The 15,564-nt window shown below is 42.5% G+C and carries 15 protein-coding genes, 1 tRNA gene and 1 pseudogene; 4 read left to right on the top strand and 13 right to left on the bottom strand.

The window, feature by feature from the left end; all coding sequences use genetic code 11:
* The 4 genes and pseudogenes from O9300_RS03780 to O9300_RS03765 form a co-directional block, all read right to left on the bottom strand.
* Window positions 1–291: pseudogene (locus O9300_RS03780) on the bottom strand (DUF3782 domain-containing protein); the annotation flags it as partial.
* A 113-nt stretch (window positions 292–404) separates the two neighbouring features.
* Window positions 405–1,259, bottom strand: coding sequence for a formyltetrahydrofolate deformylase (gene purU, locus O9300_RS03775; RefSeq protein ID WP_190720378.1), 855 nt, complete (start codon window positions 1,257–1,259; stop codon window positions 405–407).
* Between the two features lie 121 nt (window positions 1,260–1,380).
* Window positions 1,381–1,956: a (2Fe-2S) ferredoxin domain-containing protein gene (locus tag O9300_RS03770; RefSeq protein WP_287970136.1), complete on the bottom strand. Its 576-nt coding sequence runs from the start codon at window positions 1,954–1,956 to the stop codon at window positions 1,381–1,383.
* 44 nt (window positions 1,957–2,000) lie between these two features.
* Window positions 2,001–2,243: an Asr1405/Asl0597 family protein gene (locus O9300_RS03765; RefSeq protein WP_287970135.1), complete on the bottom strand. Its 243-nt coding sequence runs from the start codon at window positions 2,241–2,243 to the stop codon at window positions 2,001–2,003.
* Between the two features lie 221 nt (window positions 2,244–2,464).
* Between O9300_RS03765 and O9300_RS03760 the strand changes: the two genes are divergently transcribed.
* Entirely contained in the window at window positions 2,465–3,304 is an 840-nt protein-coding gene (locus O9300_RS03760) for a reverse transcriptase-like protein (RefSeq protein WP_287970133.1), read from the top strand.
* Window positions 3,305–3,416: 112 nt separating this feature from the next.
* On the opposite strand, the gene O9300_RS03755 is transcribed toward O9300_RS03760, so the two are convergent.
* The 4 genes from O9300_RS03755 to hisF all read right to left on the bottom strand — a co-directional run bounded on the left by O9300_RS03755 (window position 3,417) and on the right by hisF (window position 6,045).
* Window positions 3,417–4,514 carry an AI-2E family transporter gene (locus tag O9300_RS03755; RefSeq protein ID WP_287970131.1) on the bottom strand — a complete coding sequence of 366 codons (1,098 nt, stop codon included), beginning with the start codon at window positions 4,512–4,514 and terminating at the stop codon, window positions 3,417–3,419.
* Window positions 4,515–4,644: 130 nt separating this feature from the next.
* Window positions 4,645–4,717 (bottom strand) — tRNA-Ala (locus O9300_RS03750).
* Window positions 4,718–4,836: 119 nt separating this feature from the next.
* Window positions 4,837–5,037, bottom strand: coding sequence for a hypothetical protein (locus O9300_RS03745; RefSeq protein ID WP_002796074.1), 201 nt, complete (start codon window positions 5,035–5,037; stop codon window positions 4,837–4,839).
* 243 nt (window positions 5,038–5,280) lie between these two features.
* Entirely contained in the window at window positions 5,281–6,045 is a 765-nt protein-coding gene (gene hisF, locus O9300_RS03740; protein ID WP_002787034.1) for an imidazole glycerol phosphate synthase subunit HisF, read from the bottom strand.
* Window positions 6,046–6,068: 23 nt separating this feature from the next.
* Between hisF and ruvB the strand changes: the two genes are divergently transcribed.
* Window positions 6,069–7,145 (top strand): Holliday junction branch migration DNA helicase RuvB, encoded by a 1,077-nt coding sequence (gene ruvB / locus O9300_RS03735; protein ID WP_287970129.1) that lies wholly within the window; start codon window positions 6,069–6,071, stop codon window positions 7,143–7,145.
* Between the two features lie 355 nt (window positions 7,146–7,500).
* Window positions 7,501–8,277 carry an RNA polymerase sigma factor SigF gene (locus O9300_RS03730; RefSeq protein ID WP_287970127.1) on the top strand — a complete coding sequence of 259 codons (777 nt, stop codon included), beginning with the start codon at window positions 7,501–7,503 and terminating at the stop codon, window positions 8,275–8,277.
* A gap of 257 nt (window positions 8,278–8,534) precedes the next feature.
* On the opposite strand, the gene O9300_RS03725 is transcribed toward O9300_RS03730, so the two are convergent.
* The 3 genes from O9300_RS03725 to O9300_RS03715 form a co-directional block, all read right to left on the bottom strand.
* Window positions 8,535–9,695, bottom strand: coding sequence for an aminotransferase class V-fold PLP-dependent enzyme (locus O9300_RS03725; protein WP_287970126.1), 1,161 nt, complete (start codon window positions 9,693–9,695; stop codon window positions 8,535–8,537).
* Between the two features lie 234 nt (window positions 9,696–9,929).
* Complete coding sequence (locus O9300_RS03720; protein ID WP_287970125.1) at window positions 9,930–10,187, bottom strand: ribbon-helix-helix domain-containing protein; 258 nt, start codon at window positions 10,185–10,187, stop codon at window positions 9,930–9,932.
* A 115-nt stretch (window positions 10,188–10,302) separates the two neighbouring features.
* Window positions 10,303–11,436 (bottom strand): RNA polymerase sigma factor, RpoD/SigA family, encoded by a 1,134-nt coding sequence (locus O9300_RS03715; protein ID WP_287970124.1) that lies wholly within the window; start codon window positions 11,434–11,436, stop codon window positions 10,303–10,305.
* A gap of 614 nt (window positions 11,437–12,050) precedes the next feature.
* On the opposite strand from O9300_RS03715, the gene priA reads away from it, so the two are divergent.
* On the top strand, window positions 12,051–14,540 hold the full coding sequence (priA, locus tag O9300_RS03710) for a primosomal protein N' (protein WP_190720350.1): 2,490 nt from the start codon (window positions 12,051–12,053) through the stop codon (window positions 14,538–14,540).
* A gap of 29 nt (window positions 14,541–14,569) precedes the next feature.
* On the opposite strand, the gene O9300_RS03705 is transcribed toward priA, so the two are convergent.
* Both O9300_RS03705 and O9300_RS03700 read right to left on the bottom strand, forming a co-directional pair.
* Window positions 14,570–15,496: a DUF4351 domain-containing protein gene (locus O9300_RS03705; RefSeq protein WP_287970123.1), complete on the bottom strand. Its 927-nt coding sequence runs from the start codon at window positions 15,494–15,496 to the stop codon at window positions 14,570–14,572.
* Window positions 15,493–15,564: DUF4351 domain-containing protein (locus tag O9300_RS03700; RefSeq protein ID WP_287970137.1), on the bottom strand; the 72-nt coding region annotated here is incomplete at its 5' end. The genes O9300_RS03705 and O9300_RS03700, both read right to left, overlap by 4 nt.

The following is a 15,564-nucleotide window of genomic DNA, read 5'->3' as shown; positions in this document are numbered from 1 at the left end:
AATCGTTTCCATTGAGGGAAGGGCAAGTCCTTCGGTAAAGCTGCCGAATTTGGCACCGAGTCCACCAATTTGCTGACCTAATTCTTTGAGTTGTTTGTCAGTTTTCTTCTGTTGTTGGGCGTTTTCCTTTTGTTGTTGACTAACTTCCTTCAATAGTAGTTCAGTCTCCTTCTGTTGTTGACTAACTTCCTTGAGTTGTTTGTCAGTTTCCTTGAGTTGTCGGTCAGTTTCTTTTTGAGCGGTAGTTAATTCGGCTAAGAGTCGCCATACGTCTTCGGATGTAGTTGCCATAGATAATTTTTTCCTTCTGCTCTGGTCTATTGCTATTTTAGTCAATTGCGCCGATACTTCCTAATTTTTAACCCGCAATGATGTCTTTTTTGTCCAGTACATCTTATCCCATTTTAAGCGAACACTACCGTGCGATTAGCGTAAACCAAAATGCGATTTTGCAAGTGTAAACGTACCGCTCGCGCTAACACCCCCCTTTCTAAATCCTTACCTTGACGAATTAAATCTCCTACGGTATCGCGATGGCTAACTCTGACCACATCCTGCTCGATAATTGGCCCCTGATCGAGATCGGCAGTGATATAATGGGCGGTGGCTCCAATAATTTTTACCCCTCGATCGTAGGCCCGTTGATAGGGATTAGCTCCGGCAAAAGCCGGTAAAAAAGAATGATGAATATTGATAATATTGGGGAAAAAGTTAATAAAATCTGGAGTGAGAACCTGCATATATTTAGCTAAAATCACTAAATCTATCCGGTATTCCCGCAGTAACTCTAATTGTCTGGCTTCCTGTTCAATCTTGGTTTCGGCGGTAATGGGAATATGATGAAACTCAATACCGAATTGATTGGCAACTGAGTGTAATTCTGGATGATTGCTAATAATTAAAGGAATTTCTGCCCTAATTTCTCCCCCGTGTTGTCGCCATAATAAATCGAGGAGACAATGATCCTGTTTTGTCACCCAAATAGCTAGACGCGGGACAGTATCGGAAAAATGTAAGGACCAACTAGCCTGCAAAGGTTTGGCAATAGCGGCGAAAGCTGGTTCGATCATCCCACGGGGTAAATTAAACCCTTCTAATTGCCATTCTATCCGCATCAGAAACAATCCCGCCGAAAAATCCGTGTGTTGGTCAGCGTGGATAATATTGCCGCCATTAGCGTAGATAAAATTAGCGATTTTCGCCACCAGACCAATCTGGTCGGGACAAGAAATTAACAAGGTTGCAGTGGTACCAGTCATAAATTATCGGTGGCAAGAATTGACTTTTCTATCCCCTAATTGATTACAATTTCAGGCACTTCGTCCCTTTGACGCACAAAAAAGAGCATTTGTCAAGAGCGATCGCCGATTAAATTTCCAGTTAAACTGATAAAGTATTCTCTTGCTCAGAAGTGGCAAAATGCCGCTCGATCAGGGAGGGGACATCTTGGGGAGCTACCTGATTATAATGCTTTTTATCGGGCATAACCACCAGATTCGGCCCTTTTTTGCACTGTTTTAAACAGCCAGTTAATTTAATATTCACCGCTTCTCCCAGTCCTTTTTCCTCTAAACCACTCTCTAACCTTTGGCAGACTCTCGCACCGCCATTTTTCCAACAATCGGACTTCTGACAGATTAAGACGGTGGCTTTTTTAGCTTTTGCCAGGGCGACTTCTGGGGTTTTTTCGCCAGATAAATGCTCGATCCCTAGTACCCTCAGTTTTAATTTTCCCTTTTTTGAACAAAGACTACTTTCTCCCGTCACTTTTAGCCATGATTGGAGAGCAATATTGAGAGGTATGTGGTCTCGCAGTGTTTTTTCGGGCTTAAACCAATATTCTCGTTTATCAACACTGATTCTCAGGTATTTTACCTTATATCCGTCCTTAAGGACAAAACCGAGGAATTGACCGACCACTTGAAAGGGAACCATGGTAGTTGTAGATTTTGACATACTTTCTCACTTTTTACTCTCAGATTGCTAATTTTTCTCAAGGATTATACCCGCCAACAGGTTTCCAGCCAAGCGATTAAACAGCCTTGGGAAGCCTCTACCCATCGCAGGACAATCCACAGCTGTAAAAGTTGAGCGGGGCTATCGATGCGAACCTGCAAAAGCTTATGGAGCGAGCATTTATCTTCAATGTCCAGGGCCTGCAGCCGGTGGTAGAGCTGCCAGCGCTCCCAAGCACTAAGAGGGAAGATTTTCTCACCTTCCGATGGCAATTTGTCTATACTCATGGGGCTTTTAATTGAGAACTATTAGCAATATAACTCTAGGCTGATGTTCTCAGTATAACCGACAACTGCAAATAATTATCAATAACCTGAGGAAAAAAAGTTACTCGGTAGCGACGATCGGCTAAAATCTTGCTTGTCCGCTTTGCCGATCCCGGAATCGCTACCGCCTAGAATTGTCAAAGAGATAAAAATGGAGATAACAAGATTTATTGACGAAAATTATGGATAAAAAAGCTCAAAAAACCGATAATTCAGCAATTCTCTATTTTGATGGTGGTTCTCGCGGCAATCCGGGGAGAGCAGCCGGTGCAGCGGTAATAGTTTTAGCCGAGGGTAATTCCTTGACCACGACTAGATATATGGAGAGAGCCACTAATAACGAGGCCGAATACACGGGATTGATTATTGGATTGGAAAAAGCCCAAGAATTAGGCTTAAAAAGCCTAGAAATTCGCGGAGACAGTCAATTAGTCATCAATCAAGTTAAGGGAGACTGGAAGGTAAAAAGCGATAGTTTACGTCCCTTTTATCAGCGTGCTTGTCAATTAGTTGCCCGATTCGATCGCATTAGCTGGCGCTGGATTGAACGAGCTAAAAATAGTTTGGCTGACGCTGCTGCCAATCATTGTATGGATGCGGCGAAAAAATCGCCAGAAAAACCAAAGGAAGGCGAAACTAATCTCGATATTCTGCTCCAATCCCTGAAACCAGTCCTAAATACCGAAGAATTCGTTTTTTCTTCCCTAACAGCAACAGGACTAGAACAGCTACAATTAACCCCTATCTGCCAATTTCAGGAAGAGGAAGGCATAACGGTGATTATTCCCCGTCAGCAAGCCGATCGCAAGAATTTGCAGTACAAATATATTTATAGACAAATTACTCTTTCTGTGCATTCTAGTTTAGCGGCGGTGGGATTTTTAGCGGTAATTAGCGAGAAACTGGCCGAAGCAGCAATTAGCGTCAATGTCATTTCTGGTTATTATCACGATCATTTATTTATCCCTAGGGATAGGGTGACAGAAGCGATGGCTATTCTCGAAGAAATTAGCCGCTCATAACAGTTATCAGTTATCAGTTATCAGTTATCAGTTATCAGTTAGCAGATGTGAGTTTTCAATTCACTCATTACTGTTTACTGTTTACTGTTCACTGAAAAAACAGGATTTATTATTATTTGCTCTCCTCTGAGGAATTTTTCACCGTTTCTTCTAGGATAACTACCGGTTCTTTTTCCCGCTGCTGCGAGCGGATGATATCGATGGTACTTTTCAGCACACTAGCGATGGGAACTGCTATCAATAAACCGAGAATTCCTGCCACTTTACCCCCGATAAAAAGAGATAGGATAATCCAGACGGGATTAAGTCCGATCATGCCTCCCATTAACCGAGGGGCGATGACATTATCATTAATTTGACCGACAATAATGGTCAGGGTCAAAACTTTTAACCCTAACCAAAAATCTTGAAACATCAGTAGGGTACTAATGCCAATAATGGCAAAGGCACTGGCAAAAGGAATTAATGTAGTTAGACCGATCGCCACCCCGAATAATAGGGCATAATCAACCTTGAGAATCACAAAAACAAAAATTTGAGCAAGGCTGAGAATTCCCGCTAAAATGGTTTGACCGGCAAAATAGGTTTCAAAAGTTTGACGAATAATCGTTCTTAATTTGAGATTCCAGGGAGCAGGAATCCAGCTAAAAATTCCCTCCCAAATTTGTTCGCCATAGAGAACAAGAAAGACGGTTAGAACCAGAACAAATAGAATGTTTAGGATACTGTTGATAGTTCCCAGCACAAAGCTCAGTAATTGAGTGCTAAGAGTTTGTAAAACATTGGTTAGTCGTTCCGATAACTGGGTGATTGATTGCTCGATATAAATCGCATATTTCTGAGTTTTATCCCACTTTTCTAAATTTTGTATCTGTTCGGTTCCCGACTCGATCCACTGGGGCAAACTATTGATTAAACTGCTTAATTGTTCGACAATCTGGGGAATTAAAATTAAACCTAAAACAATCAAAATTAATAGGGCAATTAAAAAGACAATAGCGATCGAACCACTGCGATTAACCCCGCGTCTTTGCAGCACTTTGATGGGAACATCTAAGACAAAAGCTAGTAAACTAGCAGTGACAAAAATACTGACTAAGGGTTCTAGATAGCTAAATAATTGGAATAATAACCAACCATTGAGAAATAAGAGCGGAAAAACTAGACTTAGCCGCAACCAACGAGGTAGTTGCTTAAAAAGCTCTATCATATAACTAATTTTGTCCTGAGAGAGTATCGAGGTAAAAAGAGACTTTTCTAACCAGAAATCCTCTTTCAATCTAGCATCTCCTCGTTACTTTTCTGGTCCAAGCAACTCTGAAACTCTTATCCTAACTTTATGGAGCTAAGCGGATTCGAACCGCTGACCCCCTCAATGCCATTGAGGTGCTCTACCAACTGAGCTATAACCCCGCGAAGACCATTTTTGAATATAGCTTAAATAGAATTATTTTGTCAAGGGGTGACGAGAAAAAAATTTGTCACTGCCAAGGCGATCGCTGATAAGACAATGGTGAAACAATCGCCCCCATTTAGACAGGAGCCGGAATTTGGGTTAAATAGGTTAAACAGTGACCCATGAGGAAATAAACTACTAACATAGCTGCTGCCGCTGCTGCCACCAAGGTTCCCGCCAGCATCAAGGAAAACTCTTGCTTGTCGAACGCTTGCTGCATCAGATGCAATGACCAAGCCACAAGACCGAGGTCAAAGATGAGAATCGGAACTAACATATTTTAAATTTTGTTAACTTTCATCTATTCTAATACATAATTTTCCCCAGGGATAATCGGACTGAAGTTAAAAACAGGGATTTTTGCCGGTTTCTCGATCAGGGCTATCAGCCGTCGGCCGTTAGCTTTCGGTAATAGGTCTAAACCTTGCTCTTCTTGGGTTGCAGCCTGAAGAAATCCTTTTCCAGGAAAACCGACTCAATCACTAGATTAAGTTCTGCTAATCTTGCCCTCATTTTCGGGCTAACGCACGGGTACTTGTTGATTTTGCAGATAATTTTTGACCTCAGCGATGGTTAATTGACCATAATGGAGCAAAGAAGCCAATAAAGCCGCTTCTGCCCGCCCTTCCGTCAATGCTTCGTAGATATGCTGACAATTACCCGCTCCTCCCGAAGCAATCACAGGAATCTCCACCCTTTCAGCGATCGCTTTTGTCAAGGCCAGATCGTAACCCGCTTGCGTGCCGTCAGCATCCATACTGGTAACTAACAACTCACCCGCCCCGCGTTTTTCCACTTCTTGCGCCCATAATAAAGCATCAATACCCGTATTTTCGCGTCCACCCCGAACATAAACCTCCCAACCGGGGTTATGCCCATCCTTACGTCGTCTAGCATCGATCGCCACCACAATGCACTGTTTACCAAAGCGATCGCTGGCTCGATCGAGCAATTCCGGCTCGCGCACGGCAGCCGAGTTAATGCTGACTTTATCGGCCCCGGCTCTTAACAAATTTTTAATATTTTCTAAGGATTGGATACCGCCACCCACTGTCAGAGGAATAAAAACCTGTTCCGCCGTACGATAGACTACATCAATAATCGTGTCGCGATCTTCATGGGTAGCAGTAATATCGAGAAAAACCAACTCATCGGCCCCTGCCTGATTATACAAGCGGGCTAACTCCACGGGGTCGCCAGCATCCTGAAGATTGACAAAATTAACCCCTTTAACTACCCGACCTTTATTGACATCCAAACAAGGCAAAATCCGCTTCGCTAACATATCCTAGACTCTTGATTGTAACAATGGCCATCAAACGATCGCACAATTCCCCCCCGGCAGCCGAGGAAAATCTGCTCACTCCCAATCCCACTATAGAAGAAACGGAAAAAGCAGCAGCGCAGATTCGTCCGCAATCCCTAGAGGATTATATCGGTCAACAGGACTTAAAGGCTAATCTAAAAGTCACCATCGCCGCAGCCAAAGCTAGACAACAAGCGATCGATCATTTGCTATTCTACGGACCGCCGGGATTGGGAAAAACCACCATGGCTTTAATTTTAGCGGCCGAGATGGGAGTAAATTGCCGAATTACTGCTGCCCCCGCTTTAGAGCGTCCCCGGGATATTACCGGCATCCTGATCAATCTTCAACCCCGGGATATTCTTTTTATCGACGAAATTCATCGACTGAATCGGGTGACGGAGGAGTTATTATACCCAGCGATGGAGGATTATCGCCTGGATGTGACGATTGGCAAGGGTCAAGCGGCGAAAATTCGCAGTATTTCTTTACCTCCCTTTACTTTAATCGGTGCTACTACCAAAGTCGGCTCTTTAACTTCCCCTTTACGCGATCGTTTTGGCATGATTCAACGTCTGCGTTTCTATACAGTTGAGGAATTGACGGCAATTATTCTCAGAAGTGCTACTATTTTTAATATTCCCATTACTGAAGCGGGTGCGCTCGAAATTGCCCGTCGCAGTCGGGGAACTCCACGCATTGCCAATCGTTTATTAAAACGAGTGCGCGACTATGTGCAGGTGAAGGGAGAAACTATTATTAGCCCCCAGTTAGCCGATGAGGGATTAAATCAATTAAATGTCGATTCTATGGGTTTAGATTGGACCGATCGATTAGTATTAAAGACGATGATCCAACAGTTTCAAGGTAAACCCGTGGGATTGGAAGCGGTAGCGGCAGCCACGGGAGAAGATGCCAAGACGATCGAGGAGGTGTACGAGCCTTATTTATTACAAATAGGTTATCTTAATCGTACTCCCCGGGGTCGCGTGGTGACGGCAGCCGCCTACGAACATTTAGGTTTACTGGCGAAATTGCCGAAAAATAAGGATCGGAGTTTACCTTTGTTTGAGTTCTAGTTTTCTAGATAGGGCTGGCTGAATAAATCTAAAAACCTTGTTGGATTAAGACTTTTTCCGGGGGAAAATTCACACCCTACATCCAACACCCCACGCCCCACGCCCTGCTCCTGGTAACAACTTTTTGCCGCAAACCCTAATTACCTGGGTTTCAGCTTATCTGTGTCTTTAAATACTTGGTCGACCGCGTCAAATCACACAAGTCTTTAGATAAAGGTCGTATCATAATGATCGTAGTAAGTTACATTGTTGACATTGCTTGCCGCTTCTAATCTAGACTGTATTGGGATTTGTCAAAGCCAATTGCAATAGTGAGCTTTTATAGTCAATGATTTTTTAAGTCTGTTAACGCCCTATGTCTGTCCTAAATAAAGAAAATCTTAAACTAGAAACTCTTACCCTGTTTCAAAAATATCAAAAAACAGGAGATAATAAGTTACGGGATCAAATTATGGAGTTAAACCTAGGATTAGTCAGAAGGGAAGCTCATCATTGGGTTAATCAATGCCATGAAAATTACGAAGATTTAGTGCAGGTTGGCTGTATGGGACTAATTCGGGCGATCGAGCGTTTTGACAGCAGCAAAGGTCATGCTTTTAGCTCCTTCGCTATTCCCTATATTCGCGGCGAAATTCAACACCATCTGCGCGATAAAGGTTATACAGTTCGTATTCCTCGTCGTTGGTTAGATTTAGGCAGACAAGCGACAAATGTGCGTCGGGATTTCCAGGCCCTCTACAATCGTCAACCCAATGATACGGAAATCTCCCGCGCTTTAAATATTTCGAGCGAAGAATGGCAAGAGGTAAAACTGGCTTTCCAAAACCGTGAACCCCTCAGTCTCGATGTGACGGTTAATAACGATGAAGATAATCATACTTGTTTAAAAGACCTCGTTCCCGATCCCCGTTATCGCAGCTTTCAACTTTGTCAAGAGGATCGCATTCGTTTACAACAGGCACTGGCTCAATTAGAAGACAAAACCCGTCATATTCTCGAATTTGTCTTCCTTAAGGATCTTACTCAACGGGAAACCGCCGAACAATTAGGCATTAGTGTTGTTACCGTCTCCCGTCGGGTGAAAAAGGGTTTAGAAATGCTCAAGGAAACTATGGTCCAGGAAGCATTTTAGCAAAATTATCGGTTCTCATCAGTAGTCGTGCAAAATTAATTTCCTGGTTGAGACTCCCAGACTCCGAGACTCCGAGACAGCTATCAGGGATCGGATTTGAGTTTTCATGCCAAATCCGTTTTTAATAGCATCATTAACTCCAAATCCAACTTTAAAAACTCGGTTATGGATTGTTTCTCCCCGCTCCCCGCAACGCCGATAATATCATACCTCGACTCTAGCCAGAACTGTCCGTGCGGCTCTGAAATACTCCCAGCTTATCTTTGCTCCAATAGCAAGTAATTCAAAACCCCAGCTAAATATTCATACTGCTCGATCAAATTATAGTAGTGAGCAGAAATCCTCACAATTAATGATGCTTCTCCCCAAGGAATTATCGGCACTTCAATCTGATATTTTTCCCACAGTTGTCTAGATAAATCTTCTGCTGCCCAAGCATAACTAGGAATTAGAATTGAAGACATTGATCCGATCATTGATTCTGGACAGGGATAATTGACCTCTAAGGCATGACAAAGCAAATTTCTGGCTTTTAAAACCAAATTACGATTCCTCGCCATCAGACCCAGTAAACCATCAATAGAGAGAGAATTTAAAAACTTGATCGCTTTTGGCACTGATAAATAAGCGGTGGGATCATCAGTTCCCATCCAAGCAAATTCTAACTGAAAACGGGAGCGATCTTGTCGAGGGGAATTCGCTCCATGGCTAATAGTTAAAGGTCGAATTATTGCCTGTTTATCCCCGCGCACATAGAGAAAAGCAGCCCCCTTGGGACTACATAACCACTTATGACAATTAGCAGTATAATAGGTGGGATTAATTGCCCCGATATTAAGGGGTAAAAAACCTAAAGCATGAGCGCCATCGATGAGAGTATCAATGCCCCGATTATTTAATTCTTGCACAATTTCTGCGATTGGCCAAATTAGGGCCGTGGGACTGGTGACATGATCTAAAACTACTAATTTTGTCTGGGGAGAAACTGATGCTAAAATTGCTTGACTAATTTCTAAAGGGGACTGCACGGGAAAGGGAATTTTAGCGATAATTACCTTTAAACCCCATCTTTTAGCTATATGTTTAACTGCATTAGCACAAGCATTATAGGTTTGATCGGTGATCAGAATTTCCTCATTTTCCTGAAAAGTTAAGGAATTTAATACCGCATTCACTGCTGTGGTTGCATTGGGAACAAAGACTAAATCATCGCTATTTACTCCCACTAAATCCGCTAATTTTTGCCTAGCAATATCTAATAAACCCTCTAATTCTCTCCCCAAAAATGCTAAAGGTTGCCTTTCCATTCGTTCCCGTAATTGTTGCTGATAATCCAGGACGATTCTAGGGGTGGCACCATAGGAACCATGGTTGAGAAAATAAATATTATCGGGAATTAACCAAGAATTTTTGGACATATTGAATTAATTTAAAATTATTCAGAACTAGAAAAAATAGCTGAAAAATTGCCTATGGTATTCAGCTTCTGACTAGCTAAGTAGTCGGACATAAATTCTGTTGTCTATCTTAAGAAATGTAAATTGCCGCAATTCTTACTGACGACCGACTCCTGACGACCGACTCCTTACCCCACAGTTAACTTTACTTTTGTCCAACTACTTAGTATATTTATGACAACCACCCATTTTAGATTAATTTCCCATGGTTTGAAAACGATGGATAATTTCAGTGACAAAAGTTTCTCCATCTATGAGAGGATGATTTTCTGATGCAAAGATAGCTTTATCTATTTTTTGCCGAATATCTTCTCTCCATTCTGCATCAGTTTGTTCGTATTCATCGAGTAACTGCAAAGCAAAGTCGATGACTTCTTGGGGAGATTGATATTTTCCCGTTTTCACTTTCCGTTGAATTAGATGCTCTTGTTGTCGGGTAAGATGTACGTTCATAGGTATTATGATCATCTACTGAGAAAATCAACTTTATCTTAATTTTAAGCTAAATATCGACAAAAAAAACTCTCCGGGAAAAAGGAGAGAGGAGAGAACGAGTTAGAAAAAATTATTAATGTAACCATCCTTTCAGACGACGCGCGACTTGAGGACGACGTAATTTTCGCATCGCTTTACTTTGAATTTGACGTACTCGTTCGCGAGATAAATTGAACATTCCTCCCACTTCCTCTAGGGTATAGGGTTGACTGGTAGCTAAACCATAACGGAGGGAGATAACATCTTTTTCCCGTTCCGTGAGAACATCACTTAAAACTGCGAAAATTTCCTGACGCATCATCATCTCATTCATTTTATCTTCGGGAAGTTGTAGATCATCATCTTCCAACAGATCCACTAATTCCGTATCTTCTCCTTTCCCTACACGATGATTTAAAGAGAGAGATTGACGACGCAATTGTAATAATTGCCGCAATTGTTCGGGAGTCATTTCTAACGCTTCTGCGAGTTCCCGTTCATTGGGATTGCGCTGTAAATCTTGCTTGAGAATGCGCTGCGCTTTTTTGAGTTTATTGAGTTTTTCGACAATGTGAATCGGTAAACGAATCGTACGCGCATCGTTAGCAATGGTGCGGGTGATTGCTTGTCGAATCCACCAATAAGCATAGGTAGAGAATTTATAACCTTTATTGGGATCGAATTTTTCGGCCGCACGGTTGAGTCCGATCGCACCTTCTTGAATTAAATCTAAGAAAGGAACCCCGCGATTTAAATAGCGTTTAGCGATAGAAACCACCAAGCGCAAATTAGAACGAATCATTTTCCGTTTAGCTGTTCGTCCGCGATAAAGACGGTTTTCCAGTTGACGTTCATTATCTAATTGTAAAGCGATCGCCCATTCCGTTTTCGTCGGGGGACGATGTAAATTTTCTTGTAGTTTTTGGCGCACTTCTTCCGCTTCCATCAGAAACTTAACCGAGTAGGCTAATTCAATTTCTTCTTCCGCATTAAGCAGGGGATAACGGGCCATTTCTTTAAAAAATGCTCCAACAGTATCTTCATTGCTGCCTTTATCGTATCCAGTTCCACTACCCCCACGAGTGGTTTTTAGGGTTTCCGGTAAAGGTTCAGTCAGATCTTCGTCAGTTCTTTCAGCAAAATCCACGCTGTCTAGTTCTAAAGGATTTGTCTCCAGGGCAATGATTTGATTAAAATTATCATCAGAGGCTAGTTTAGAGATTTTCATAAGCAGTTATGGATGGAGTGGGGTTATAATAGCGGGGAAAAACTCGGTTTCTCCCAATGGGCTGATTGTTACATTGAATTTTCGGGGAGCAGATTTTTTAAACGTTTTCTTAATTAATGGCGGCAATTTCTGGGATATAATTGCGCGATTCTGTGTCGATGGTTACAAATCGCCGAACCAGATAATCAGATTTTCTGGTGAATAGGGGAGACTTTTAGGTTTTCCACTTATACAATCTAACTAAGGTTTTTGGTATTTGACTAGGTAAAGATCACGCTTCTTAACAATCAAGATAGCAGTCAGCTTTTTATGACTATTCTTCGCTTTTTTTATTGATAACTATTCTCAAGTTTTGACTAACTATGCTTTGATTCAATAGCTAATAGTCAATAATTATCATTAACTTTATCAATGCTTAAGGGTGGACAAAAATTCTTTTGGGGAGACTGCAAGAGCTAAAAATCAAAATTTGTGGGCAAAAAAGCAATATTTAAACTGTTTTTAGAGAAAATTAGCTATTTTTATTCCCCTCAAGCTTTAAACTATAATTTAAATACCTCATTCTCCCCACTTGCCACTTGCCACTTGCCACTTCCCACTGATAACTGATAACCATGCTCGATCGCTGTGCTACTCTAACTGTAGCGGAACCTCGCACACCTTACCAATTAACCACAACTGGGCAACCGTGGTTAGAGGTTTTGGTCGATCGCCCTTATCCTAGAGATAGTCAAGAGGATCAGCAAATATTAACCTATAGTGTCCCCCCGGATTTAACGGTAGAAATTGGCGATATTTTAAGCGTTCCCTTCGGTTCTCAGGTAATTGGGGGAATTGCTCTTAGATTTCTCGAAAATTTGCCCGCAGGACTAGAAGAAAATCAAATTCGTCCCGTGGAAGATGTGATTGCTAAGGGCTTTTTCCCCGATAATTATTGGCAGTTATTGACGAAAATCGCCCAATACTACGCGACGGATTTAATCACCGTTGTTCGCGTCGCTTTACCTAAGGGTTTACTGCGAAGTTCCCAACGTCGCATCAGATTAAAACCAGAAGCTATTCCCCCCGGTGGGGAAGTTTTTTGTACTCCCCTCTCCCGTCAGATTTTATCCCTGCTCAAGAATCAAAAAGAAGGCGATTATTCGGCGAAATACCTGCAAGAAAAAGTCAAAAATGCTAATTACGGTATTCGAGACTTAGTTAAGCGCGGTTGGGTGGAAAGTTATCTAGAAGCACCCAAAAGTCCCAATATTAAACAAAAAAAAGCCATTACCCTGCTAATAACCGACTTTCCTGCTGATTTAACCGAAAATCAGCGCAAAATTGTCGAAATTCTCCGTCATCAGGGAGGAGAAATGTGGCTGCCAGAATTGGCACAACTTGCGGGGACAAAACATTTTAAACCACTAATTGACAAGGGTTATGTGGTGATTGAGGACCGGGAATTTCTGCGCTTATCCTCGGCGATTATGAGCAGGGATCAACCAAAAACACTCACTTCTAGTCAAAAACAAGCCCTAGAAGCCATTCAAACCCTGAAAGGTGGTGAAAGCGTCCTCTTACACGGAGTGACGGGATCGGGTAAAACAGAAGTCTATCTACAGGCGATCGCACCTGTCTTAGCAGCGGGTAAATCTGCCTTGGTTTTAGTCCCCGAAATTGGATTAACACCGCAACTAACCGATCGCTTTGTGGCCCGTTTTGGCGATCGAGTCTATGTTTATCATAGCGCCCTCTCGGAAGGAGAAAGATACGATACCTGGCGACAGATGTTGACAGGAACCCCGCAAGTCATTATCGGGACGCGATCGGCGATTTTTGCCCCTTTACCCCACCTAGGCATGATTATCCTCGATGAAGAACACGATAGCAGCTTTAAACAAACCCAATTACTCCCCACCTATCACGCGCGTACCGTGGCTAAATGGTGCGCTCAATTAAACCATTGTCCCGTAATTTTAGGCTCGGCCACACCATCCCTAGAAACATGGCTAGAATCCCAAGTTAATCCTAGTCTTTACCTATCTTTGCCCGATCGCATCCAAAATCGCCCCTTACCCCGGGTGGAAATCGTCGATATGCGACGGGAATTGCAACGAGGCAATCGTTCCCTGTTTAGTCAATCCCTGCGTTCATCTCTGGAAACCCTGCGCGACAAGGGAGAACAGGCAATTTTATTCGTCAGTCGTCGGGGACATAGTACCTTTGTATCTTGCAGAAGTTGCGGTTATGTGCTGGAATGTCCCCACTGTGATGTCTCTCTCTCCTACCACCACACCGAACCGGGAGCGCAAGAATTACTCCGCTGTCACTACTGCAACTATGGTCGCATTCATCCGAAACAATGTCCTGAATGTGGTTCTCCCTATCTAAAATTTTTCGGTACTGGCACTCAGCGAGTCACCCAAGAATTAAGCAAAGAATTTCCTGATTTGCGCTGCTTGCGTTTTGATAGTGATACCACCCGCAACAAAAATGCTCCCCGGGAACTATTAAAACTATTTACTGATGGTGAATTCGATGTCTTAGTCGGAACCCAAATGCTCACCAAAGGATTAGATATCGAGCGAGTTACCCTAGTGGGAATTATGGCTGCCGATGGTTTACTTTATCACTCCGATTATCGCGCCTCCGAACGCGCTTTTCAAACCCTCACCCAAGTAGCAGGGAGAGCAGGAAGGGGAGAAAGAGAAGGAAAGGTAATTATCCAAACCTATACCCCTGAACATCCCGTGATTAGAGCAGTGCAAACCCACGATTATGAGGGTTTTGTCGAGACGGAATTAATGCACAGAGAGAGTTTAAATTATCCTCCCTACGGCAGTTTAGTCTTAATTCGCTTTAGTGGTTTAGATGGGGAAGCAGTCCAGAAAAGTGCCGAAAATGTCGCAGAGGAATGTGTTAATAATTTGGGTTCCGATTGGGATATTTTGGGACCTGCACCCGCAACAATTATGCGCGTGGCTAACCGTTATCGCTGGCAAATTCTGTTAAAATTATCAGGAGAAAAGGCGGATATCGGTGGTATTTTGCGTCCTTTGAAAAGCTTAGTTTTACCCAAGGTAAGTATGGCGATCGATGTGGACCCCTTAACTATAGAATAATCAAGGTTGAATGAGATGATCGCCATTGCTCACGGATGCAACCAGTTATCTAAATCCGTCAAAGTGTCAAAGTCTAATAAAGCGAGTCCTAAGTCTTCTAAGCGCTCCACAGGAAGGTTACGGATGGTTTCTTCTAGATTTTGCGGTATTTCCCCGAAACGTCGTTGAAGAAGTCTAATAACAAGATTGGCTTCTTGAATTCTACCCTGTTCAAGACCCTGCTGTACACCTTGCTGTAGTCCTCTTTTCAGTCCCTCTTGAATCGCTTGTTCCCTATCCTGTTGGTAAAGTGGAGCTAAACGCATAATAAACTCCCTATCCTCCTGTGTTTTTTTCGATAACGCTTCTAAATTTCTACTCAGATTATACAATAAGTTTAAAGAAGCCGATTTTAGGGGAGCATTCGGTGATAATCTCTCTAATTCATCGATAGCTCTCTCTCTTGTTCCTCCTCTACCCAATAATCTTAGCCATAATGTCTCTGGGATTGCGGGTAATTGATGAATGACGACAATAGCTGTACCTAAACCCTCCGGGAGAAAATAAACCCCTTCTCCCCAATTGGGTTGTAATTGAGCCGTAAACAGGGATAAAATGCGCTCACTAGCTGTGGGAGTGAGAATCCACAACTTAGGTATCTCCTCCTCTGATATTCTCTGTTTATTTCTCTTTGCTTCTCTGTGGAAGATTTCACGGATAGCAAAGCGCTTGGACAGACAATCATTGATACCATCAAGGGTAATCCCATTGCGATAGGGTTCCAATAAACAGGGATTTTGGCATAATTTGCCTAATAGTCCCAACTGAGGGGGAATTGCCTCGGTATTAGGACTAAAATACACATCAATTTCTTTAATTTCTGAGGTGACTTCTTTACTGACAACTACTGTACCGTAGGGAGAAAGAAGGGTTTCTAAGAAGTCTTTGCTAAATTTATCCCAAATAAAGCGCGTCACGGATGCAACCAGTTATCTAAATCCGTCAAAGTGTTAAAGTCTAATAAAGCGAGTCCTAAGTCTTCTAA

It is taken from the genome of Microcystis sp. LE19-195.1E, assembly GCF_027532095.1.
In the GTDB taxonomy this organism is placed as follows: Bacteria; Cyanobacteriota; Cyanobacteriia; order Cyanobacteriales; family Microcystaceae; genus Microcystis; species Microcystis aeruginosa.
The sequence above is the reverse complement of the archived record's forward strand: the minus strand, read 5'-3'. Positions and strand labels throughout refer to the sequence as shown.

Excerpts from the sequence above, each read along its gene's own strand:
- purU (WP_190720378.1), bottom strand. The coding sequence starts at position 1,259 with ATGACTGGTACCACTGCAACCTTGTTAATTTCTTGTCCCGACCAGATT.
- O9300_RS03770 (WP_287970136.1), bottom strand. The coding sequence starts at position 1,956 with ATGTCAAAATCTACAACTACCATGGTTCCCTTTCAAGTGGTCGGTCAA.
- O9300_RS03765 (WP_287970135.1), bottom strand. The coding sequence starts at position 2,243 with ATGAGTATAGACAAATTGCCATCGGAAGGTGAGAAAATCTTCCCTCTT.
- O9300_RS03760 (WP_287970133.1), top strand. The coding sequence starts at position 2,465 with ATGGATAAAAAAGCTCAAAAAACCGATAATTCAGCAATTCTCTATTTT.
- O9300_RS03755 (WP_287970131.1), bottom strand. The coding sequence starts at position 4,514 with ATGATAGAGCTTTTTAAGCAACTACCTCGTTGGTTGCGGCTAAGTCTA.
- O9300_RS03745 (WP_002796074.1), bottom strand. The coding sequence starts at position 5,037 with ATGTTAGTTCCGATTCTCATCTTTGACCTCGGTCTTGTGGCTTGGTCA.
- hisF (WP_002787034.1), bottom strand. The coding sequence starts at position 6,045 with ATGTTAGCGAAGCGGATTTTGCCTTGTTTGGATGTCAATAAAGGTCGG.
- ruvB (WP_287970129.1), top strand. The coding sequence starts at position 6,069 with ATGGCCATCAAACGATCGCACAATTCCCCCCCGGCAGCCGAGGAAAAT.
- O9300_RS03730 (WP_287970127.1), top strand. The coding sequence starts at position 7,501 with ATGTCTGTCCTAAATAAAGAAAATCTTAAACTAGAAACTCTTACCCTG.
- O9300_RS03725 (WP_287970126.1), bottom strand. The coding sequence starts at position 9,695 with ATGTCCAAAAATTCTTGGTTAATTCCCGATAATATTTATTTTCTCAAC.
- O9300_RS03720 (WP_287970125.1), bottom strand. The coding sequence starts at position 10,187 with ATGAACGTACATCTTACCCGACAACAAGAGCATCTAATTCAACGGAAA.
- O9300_RS03715 (WP_287970124.1), bottom strand. The coding sequence starts at position 11,436 with ATGAAAATCTCTAAACTAGCCTCTGATGATAATTTTAATCAAATCATT.
- priA (WP_190720350.1), top strand. The coding sequence starts at position 12,051 with ATGCTCGATCGCTGTGCTACTCTAACTGTAGCGGAACCTCGCACACCT.